Source organism: Williamsia serinedens, assembly GCF_024171725.1.
GTDB classification, from domain to species: domain Bacteria; phylum Actinomycetota; class Actinomycetes; order Mycobacteriales; family Mycobacteriaceae; genus Williamsia_A; species Williamsia_A serinedens.
In genome coordinates, this window is record NZ_JAMTCG010000012.1 from 1 (window position 1) to 8,537 (window position 8,537).

General features: G+C 67.7%; 8 protein-coding genes. 5 read left to right on the top strand and 3 right to left on the bottom strand.

Annotated elements, in window-relative coordinates:
- On the bottom strand, nucleotides 1–113 hold a 113-nt coding region (locus LX12_RS21485; protein WP_253656668.1), incomplete at its 3' end, for an acyl-CoA dehydrogenase family protein.
- A gap of 146 nt (nucleotides 114–259) precedes the next feature.
- Nucleotides 260–1,756, bottom strand: a complete 1,497-nt coding sequence (locus tag LX12_RS21490) for a class I adenylate-forming enzyme family protein (protein ID WP_253656662.1) — start codon at nucleotides 1,754–1,756, stop codon at nucleotides 260–262.
- Between the two features lie 60 nt (nucleotides 1,757–1,816).
- On the opposite strand from LX12_RS21490, the gene LX12_RS21495 reads away from it, so the two are divergent.
- The 5 genes from LX12_RS21495 (at nucleotide 1,817) to LX12_RS21515 (ending at nucleotide 8,294) form a co-directional block, all read left to right on the top strand.
- Nucleotides 1,817–3,118 carry a PucR family transcriptional regulator gene (locus LX12_RS21495; protein ID WP_253656663.1) on the top strand — a complete coding sequence of 434 codons (1,302 nt, stop codon included), beginning with the start codon at nucleotides 1,817–1,819 and terminating at the stop codon, nucleotides 3,116–3,118.
- Between the two features lie 174 nt (nucleotides 3,119–3,292).
- Nucleotides 3,293–5,164, top strand: coding sequence for a DUF3556 domain-containing protein (locus LX12_RS21500; protein ID WP_253656664.1), 1,872 nt, complete (start codon nucleotides 3,293–3,295; stop codon nucleotides 5,162–5,164).
- 82 nt (nucleotides 5,165–5,246) lie between these two features.
- Complete coding sequence (locus LX12_RS21505) at nucleotides 5,247–6,023, top strand: glucose 1-dehydrogenase (RefSeq protein WP_253656665.1); 777 nt, start codon at nucleotides 5,247–5,249, stop codon at nucleotides 6,021–6,023.
- A 50-nt stretch (nucleotides 6,024–6,073) separates the two neighbouring features.
- Nucleotides 6,074–6,829: an SDR family NAD(P)-dependent oxidoreductase gene (locus tag LX12_RS21510; RefSeq protein ID WP_253656666.1), complete on the top strand. Its 756-nt coding sequence runs from the start codon at nucleotides 6,074–6,076 to the stop codon at nucleotides 6,827–6,829.
- 46 nt (nucleotides 6,830–6,875) lie between these two features.
- Nucleotides 6,876–8,294, top strand: coding sequence for a phytoene desaturase family protein (locus LX12_RS21515; protein WP_253656667.1), 1,419 nt, complete (start codon nucleotides 6,876–6,878; stop codon nucleotides 8,292–8,294).
- Between the two features lie 60 nt (nucleotides 8,295–8,354).
- Here LX12_RS21515 and LX12_RS21520 read toward each other — a convergent pair.
- On the bottom strand, nucleotides 8,355–8,537 hold a 183-nt coding region (locus LX12_RS21520), incomplete at its 5' end, for an acyl-CoA dehydrogenase family protein (protein ID WP_301284970.1).

The window sequence follows — 8,537 nt, forward strand, 5'->3', positions numbered from 1 at the left end:
ACCTCCGCCGCGTACGGCTCGATCTCCTTCTCCGACAACGCACGGATCGCCTCACGCAGCGCATCGTGCTCCTCGGGGAGAGCGAAGACATCGAAATCGGGATGCGGTGGCATACGTTCTTTTCCTTGGGTTTTCGTGTCGGGCCCGAAGCCAGGCCGGGTGTCCGACACGGTGCCGCACGGCGTTGATCGGGATTCGTGGGAGCCGAGGCGACTGCGTCCCGCGCAGACCACCGGGGGATGGCAGTGGCGTCGGGATGTCACGAAGTGGTCAGTGACCGTTTGAGAATCTTGCCGACCGCACTCTTGGGCAGGCTTTCGTGCACCGTGTAGGACGTCGGGCGCTTGAAGCGTGCCAGACGTTCCTCGCAGTGTGCGGTCAGGGCGTCGGTGTCGATGGTGTGCCCGGCGCGGGGGACGACATGGGCGACCGGGACCTCGCCGTACACCGGATCCGCTCGTCCGACGACGGCGACCTCGAGAACATCGGGATGTGTCTCGATGACGTTCTCCACTTCCCCGGGTGCGATGTTCTCGCCGCCGCGGATGATCATGTCCTTGCTGCGTCCCACCAGCGTCAGATAACCGTCGTCGTCGAGCACTCCGAGGTCACCGCTGTGGAGCCAGCCTCCTCGGATGGTCGCGGCAGTTGTCTCGGGTAGTCCCAGATACCCCTGCATGACTGTTCTCCCGCCGATGAGCACTTCCCCGGTGACACCGGGCGCCACCGTCGGTCCGTCGGGGCCGTCGATCGCGATGGCGACACCGGGCAAGGCGCATCCGACTGTTCCGGGCTTGCGCGCCGCGTCGGGAGGGTTGAGCGTCGCAGCGACCGTGCACTCGGAGAGTCCATAGCCCTCGATCAGCGGTACTGCGTACAGGGATTCGAACGCCGCGATCAACCCTGCCGGCATCGGCGCTGCCCCGCACACCGCGAACCGCAACGCCGCGAGGTCGTGTTGAGTGGGGCCGCGGTCGACGAGCAGCGAGTACATGGTGGGTACGGCGGAGAAGTACGTGGCTTTCGCGCGGGAGACCTGTTTCCAGAAGGTGTCTGGCGAGAATCGGTCGGCGACGTGGACATCGCCACCGGCACGTAGGGGTGCGATCGTGCCGACGACGAGTCCGTTGCAGTGGAACAACGGCAAGACGAGCAGACTGCGGTCGTCGGGCCCGAGATGACAGCCCGCGACGATCGCTCTGCTCATGACGTCGATGTTCTCGTGTGTGAGCACACACCCCTTCGGCCGACCGGTGGTGCCCGAGGTGTAGACGATGAGCGCGAAGTCATTCGTGTTGTCACCCGCGAGCGGCGCCTCGTCGGCGTACTGTCCCGCCGCGGGCACGGTGGCGCCGGTGAGCGAGGCGACGTCGAGGAACGCGATGTCGAGGGCATCGGCAACCAGTGCGGCGCGGCTGTCACCCACGATGAGCACAGTCGAGGAGTCCTCGAGTTGGTAGCGCACCTCGTCGTCGGTGAGCGCCGGGTTGACCGGCGTCAACGTCGCCCCCGCGACCCACGTCGCGAACATCGTGGTGATCACCTCGATGCGGTTCGGCAGCAGGACCGCCACCACGTCGCCGACGCCGACGCCGCCGTCACACAGTCGCTGAGCCAGAGCGGTGACCGCGTTGCCGAATTGTTCGTTGGTCAGCGATGTCGCTGCATCGGAGAGGCACGACCCGTGGGGGTCGTCGCGAATCCGATCACCCAGAGCATGGACGACCACGGATGGCGTGACGGTTGGCGACAGCATGTGACGTAACTTACGAGCCGGAACAGGCCAGATCTTCAGTCTCCGGTCACAAGGAAGTAGGTGCGCACTGTGTCGCTCGACAGCGGCGAGACCGCCACGCCACAGGATCGTGACGAAGTGCGTGACCACGTCGTGGCCGTCGCTGAGTCCCTGAACGCACAGCTCACCTCTCTCGTCGGCCAGATGCGGGAGTCGCTGGCGTCCCAGATCGTCGAACTCAACAACGACCCCTCACTCGTGGCGTTGCTGGGCTCCAGCATCGAGGGCAACGTCGACACGATCCTGCACGCCCTGCAGCACGACATCTCCGGCGACGGATTCGAACCGCCCGCCGCCGCCGTGGAGTACGCCCGCCGGCTCGCCCAGTGGGGCGTTCCCGTCAACGCCCTGGTCCGCGCATACCGGCTCGGACAACAGTTCCTCCTCGCCCGGGCCTTCGACGCCTCCCTGTCGATCCCCGCGTCGGAGACTGTGCGCGTCCGCGCCAACGCCGCCCTTGTCGACTCGGTCTTCGAGTACATCGACTGGATCTCACAACGCGTCGTGTCGGTGTACGAGACCGAACGCGAATCCTGGCTCGCCGACCGGGAGAGCGCACGTCTCGACGCCGTGCTCGGCATCCTGGCCGGCACGGGCAGCGTCGACGTCCTGCAGCGAGTCACCGGCTATCGCGTCCTCGGACGCCACCTCGCCCTGGTCGCCTGGTCCGCAGACCCCGCCGCCCGCAGGGAGCGGCTCCAACGGTTCACGGTGTCCATCCGCGCGCTGGCAGCAGAGCTCGGCAGCACCGCGGCCCCGCTGGTGGTGGTGCGCGACGGCGCCACCGCTTGGGCGTGGATCCAGCTGTCCAGCGACCCGGTCGCCGCGATCATCTCGACGCTCGACCGGCTCTCCGACGCCGCACCGGCCAGCGACGCCCCCCGATTCGCCGTCGGCACCATCGCCACCGGCGTCGAGGGATTCATCCGCTCGCACCGTCAGGCGTTGCGCACCCATCACGTCGCGGTGCTGGGCCCCCGCAACCGAGCGCTGGAACGCTACGACCAACCCGGACTGTCCGTCGTCGACCTCTGCGCGCACGACCCTGCCGCACTGCGAGCCTGGGTGCGGTCGGTACTGGGCGACGACCTCGCCGCCGACACACCCAACGCCACGCGGCTTCGGGACACCCTGCGGATCTACCTCGCATGCGACCGCAGCCTCAACGCGGCCGCGACCGCGATGACGATGCACAAGAACTCCATCCGGTACCGCGTCGACAACGCCGAGAAGATGCTCCCCGCGCCACTCGCCACCGATCGCCTCGCGGTCGAGGTGGCTCTCGCTGCCTGTCATTGGCTCGGACCCGCCGTCGAGCGCTGACCATCCGTATTGGTTCACGGTCACAAAAAGTGGCGCGGATCTCATCCCATCGGGACATGGGACAGAGCGGGTCACAACCGTAACTTTCTGTGGCGCAGGCCACATGCCGCTCCGAGGCGCGACCGCAGACCCGTGCGCGTCACGACCCGGACTCGCTCCACAGAAAGCTGACCCATGGGATTCAAGAACGGGGCCTTTCCCCCGGTCGATGTCGAGACATTCCTCGACCGACCGCTCCTCGAACGCGTCCGCACCCTTGCGCTGCACTGGGTGGACCACGGCTTCGGATCACCGAAGATGATCCCGACCACCTATGTGGTCAAGCTGCTCGTCCTGTACATCGGCCTCGGCCTGACGTTGATCACCCTGACCTCTGGGGTGGGGATGCCCTGGCAGGTCGATCGGTGGTGGAACGAACTCGTCGTCTACGAGAAGCTCGTGTTCTGGACGATGCTGCTCGAGACCGTCGGTGTCGCAGGATCGTGGGGACCCATCGCCGGCAAGTTCAAGCCGATGACCGGCGGCGCCCTCTTCTGGGCCCGCCCCGGCACCGTCCGCATGCCGCCGTGGCCCTCCAAGGTCCCCCTCACCGGCGGTGACAGTCGCACCCCGCTCGACGCCGTGCTCTATCTCGCTCTTCTGGCCACCCTGCTCATCCCTGTCGTGCTGCCCGGAATCGCCTCTCCCGCACTCAAACAGGCGATGCCCGACGCCGTCGGCGGGATCGTCGACCCGCGTCTGGCGATCGCACCCATCGTGCTGACCATCGTCCTCGGACTGCGGGACAAGACCATCTTCATCGCCGCCCGCGCCGAGCAGTACGGCCCGGCGATCCTGCTCTTCGGCGTCGTGGGATTGCTCGGAGACAACGCGATCGTCGATCTCATCGTGGGACTCAAGCTCGTGATCTTCTCGGTGTGGGTCGCCGCCGGTGTCTCGAAGTTCGGCAAGCACTTCGCCAACGTCGTCCCGCCGATGGTGTCGAACAGCCCCTGCATCCCCACTCGCTGGTTGCGACGGAAGCACTACCGCAACTTCCCCGACGACATCCGCCCGTCGGGTACGGCCAAGACCGTCGCGCATCTCCTCGGCACCACCGTCGAGATCGCGACACCCATCGTGCTGCTGTTCACGACGAACACCACGGTCGCCCTTCTCGGGGCCGTACTCATGGTGGCGTTCCACCTCTTCATCGTCTCGACGTTCCCCTTGGCGGTGCCGCTCGAGTGGAATCTGCTGTTCGCCTTCGCCGCCGTGTTCCTGTTCGTCGGTCACCCCGCCGGCAACGGCTGGTCGGTGTTCGACGCCACACCGTGGTTCGTCGTCGCCTGCCTGGTGGTCCTGTTCTTCTTCCCGGTACTCGGCAATCTCCGCCCGGACCTGGTCGCCTTCACCCCGTCGATGCGGCAGTACGCCGGCAACTGGGCGTCGGCGCTGTGGGCTTTCGCACCGGGCACCGAAGACAAGCTCGACCAGATCGTCCGGCCCACCCGCAACCAGGTCCGCCAGCTCGAGGCCATGGGCTACCCGCCGGCGGTCGCCGAGATCACCATGCAGCAGACCATCGCCTGGCGGTCGATGCACAGCCAGGGACGTGGGCTGTTCTCCCTGCTGATCAACCACATTCCCGACATCGACACGTGGACCGTGCGCGAGGGCGAGTTCGCCTGCAACTCGATCATCGGGTTCAACTTCGGTGACGGCCATCTGCACGACGTGTCGCTGATCCGGGCCATTCAGCGCCGCTGCAACTTCGAGCCCGGCGAGTTCATCGTCGCCTGGGTCGAGTCCCAGCCGATCCACAAGTCGACTCAGAGCTACAAGGTGATCGACGCGGCGTTGGGTGTGATCGAGACGGGCACATGGAACGTCGAGGACGCCGTGTCTGCCCAGCCGTGGTTGCCTGATGGGCCCATCCCGACCAACGTCACCTGGCGCCAGGACGATTCGACCCGTGTGCGTCGCAGGGTCAGCACCCCGGCTGCACCCAGCGCGGCGCCCATGCCCGAGACCATCCCCGCGTTCATCAGCGAACCCCGGGCCTGACCCTCGGTTCTCCCACCAACCGTCTCCCCTTGTCCGACTGCCGACCGCAGCCGGACAGGGGAAACCCATCGAAGGGACCCCCATGACGAATTCCACGCCGATCGCCGACCGCGTAGCAGTGGTCACCGGCGCCGGCGCCGGCCTCGGCGCCGCGATCGTCCGGCGACTTGCCGCCGACGGAGCACGAGTCGTCGTCTCCGACATCGACATCGACGCGGCTCGCGGTGTCGCCGACACCATCGACGGCGCCATCGCCGTCGAGGCCGATGTCACCGACGAGAACCAGATCAAGGCCCTCGTCGAGCAGACCGTCGATCACTTCGGTGCCCTGCACATCGCAGTCCCCAACGCGGGAGTCGGGGGCGTTCAGCCCATCGCCGAGATGTCCTACGCCGACTGGCGACGCACCACCGCGGTGAACCTCGACGGGGTTTTCCTCACCATCCGCCACACGGCACCGGCCATCGCCGCAGCCGGCGGAGGATCGATCGTCACCATCAGCTCCATCACCGCCACTGCCGGATCCCCCCTCATCGCCCCGTATGCAGCGAGCAAAGCCGCCGTACGCAACCTCACCGAGACGGCGGCCACCGAGTTCCGCGATCACGGCGTCCGAGTGAACGCGGTGCTACCAGGATTCATCGACACCGAACTGGTCACCGCAGCACGGCCGGACTTCGAGGCCGCACTCGGGCTGGAGCCCGGCGGGTTCGACGAGCTGATGGCCGCCAAGCAGGGCCGCTACGGGACGCCAGACGAGGTCGCCGCCGCCGTGGCGTTCTTCGCCTCCGACGAATCATCGTGGTGCACCGGGAGCAGCCTCGTGCTCGACGGCGGCCTCGCCGCCTCCCTCTTCTGACGACTCTGATGATCTCCCTCACCCGATCCCATCGAAAGGCCTGACACCCCATGCCCGAACTCGCCGACAAACGCCTCCTCATCACCGGATCGGCAGCCGGAATCGGTCGCGGGATCGCGGAACTCGCGATCCGGGAGGGAGCACGCGTCGTGATCAGCGACATCGACGACGCCGCAGCCCGTCGCACCGCCGAGGAGATCGGCGCCGCCGGCGTCGCCAACTGCGACGTCACCGACCAGCAGAGCGTCGAGGCCGCGGTCGCCGCCGCCGAGGACATCCTCGGCGGGATCGACGTCCTCGTGAACAACGCCGGAATCGAGGTCGCCTCCCCACTGGCAGCTCAGACGGTCGACAGCTTCGACCGCATCTTCGCGGTCAACGTCCGTGGCCCCTTCCTCGTCACCAACGCCGCCCTGCCTGCGCTGACGCGTAGCAAGGGGAACGTCGTCAACATCGCGTCCGTCGCCGGGGTCGGGGGAAGTCCGCTACTCGGCTCGTACTGCGCGACCAAGGCAGCTCTCATCCAGCTCACGCGGGTCTACGCGGTGGAGCTGCGTCCGTCGGAGATCCGGGTCAACGCCGTGTGCCCCGCTTTCGCCGACACCTCCATGGTCGACCGCTTGCGCGTTGACTTCGAGGCGGCCACGGCCGCGTCGTTCGGTGACCTCGTCGCCGCGAAGCAGTCACGGCTGGGCACCGTGGAAGACATCGCCGAGGTCGCCTGCTTCCTCGCATCCGACCGTGCAGCCTGGGTCACCGGCAGTCACTATGTCCTCGACGGCGGCCTGACCGCCTCTCTCATCTGATGGATGATCTCCCGTCCTCGGGCCGGGCAACGCCGGCGGCCACGCAGTGACATCCACCGCGACGGTGGTCGGCAGCGGGCCCAACGGGCTCGCTGCCGCACTGCATCTCGCTCGAGCAGGACTCGCGGTCACCGTCCTGGAAGCGCACGACCACGTCGGCGGCGGGACACGGAGCCATCGCCCGTTCACCGTCGCCGACCTTCTCGTCGACCACTGCGCGGGATTCCACCCCATGGCCGTCGGGTCACCCGCCCTCATCGGGCTCGAGGAGTACGGACTGCAGTGGGCGTGGCCGGAGATCGACTGCGCACACCCGCTCGTCGACGACGATGCCGCGTTGCTCCACCGCTCCGTCACCCGCACCGCCGTCGGTCTCGGCGCCGACCGTGCTCGGTGGCGCGCGCTGTTCCGGTACGGCTCCCAGCGCTATCCGACGTTGTCCGCCGAGCTTCTCGGCCCCGTGGTCCATCTGCCCCGACATCCGGTGCAACTGGCACGGTTCGGAGCACCCACGGCCGTACCCGCCGCGGCCCTGGCGAAGGTCTTCCGGACCCCGCAGGCCCGTGCCCTGTTCACCGGCGTCGCCGCTCACGCGATGCGGCCTCTGACCGAGCCGTTCTCCTCGGCGATCGGACTGGGCATCCTGACCGCAGGCCATCACAACGGCTGGCCGGTCGCGCGGGGTGGCAGCGGAGCGATCACAACGGCGATGAGCGACGCCATCAGAGACCTCGGCGGGACGATCCAGACCGACAGTCCCGTCAGGTCGATCGCCGACCTACCCCGGGGTGACGTCACGATCTTCGACACGGCCCCGTCGACCGTCCACACCGTCTTCGGCGAGGATCTCCCGACGTGCACACGCCGCTCTTATCGTCGATTCGACCACGGCCCAGCCGCGTACAAGATCGACGTCGCGGTGCACGGCGAGGTCCCGTGGAGCGATCCACGCGTGGGACGAGCGGGCACAGTGCACATCGGAGGCACGGCCAACGAGATCGTCGCAGCGGAGAAGGACGTCGCGGCGGGCCGACTGCCAGAGAAACCGTTCGTCCTCGTCGGACAGCAGTTCGTCGCCGACCCACAACGGCGGTCCGCCGACGCTGTCCCCCTCTACGCGTACGCGCACGTGCCGCGCGGGGTCACCGCCGACATCACCGACCTCATCGTCGATCGCATCGAGGAGTTCGCACCCGGTCTCCGATCCCGGATCCTCGAGGTGATCGCAACCCCGGCGCGACAGTTCCAGGACGAGAACGCGAACTTCGTGGGTGGCGACATCCTCTGCGGCGCATCGTCTCCGCGCCAATTACTGCTCGGGCCACGACCTGGCCGCAACCCCTACCGCACCGGGATGGGCCGCACGTACCTGTGTTCGGCCGCCACCCCGCCGGGCCCCGGAGCACACGGCATGGCCGGCCTTCACGCGGCCCGGCTCGCACTCCGCGGCCTCGCGCGATCGTGACGACGACATCCGGCGGCGACGGGCCACACCGGACCAGCCGAAGGCGGCTCGTCGAGAACGTCAGCGCAGGAGTGCGCGTGACATGACGACGCGCTGGATCTGGTTGGTGCCCTCGTAGATCTGTGTGATCTTGGCGTCGCGCATCATGCGCTCGACGGGGAAGTCGCGGGTGTAGCCCGCCCCACCGAACAGCTGGACCGCGTCGGTGGTGACCTTCATCGCGACGTCGGAGGCGAAACACTT

Bases quoted from the DNA above. Each gene is read 5' to 3' on its own strand.
- LX12_RS21510 (WP_253656666.1), top strand. From the start codon at position 6,074: ATGCCCGAACTCGCCGACAAACGCCTCCTCATCACCGGATCGGCAGCC.
- LX12_RS21500 (WP_253656664.1), top strand. From the start codon at position 3,293: ATGGGATTCAAGAACGGGGCCTTTCCCCCGGTCGATGTCGAGACATTC.
- LX12_RS21490 (WP_253656662.1), bottom strand. From the start codon at position 1,756: ATGCTGTCGCCAACCGTCACGCCATCCGTGGTCGTCCATGCTCTGGGT.
- LX12_RS21505 (WP_253656665.1), top strand. From the start codon at position 5,247: ATGACGAATTCCACGCCGATCGCCGACCGCGTAGCAGTGGTCACCGGC.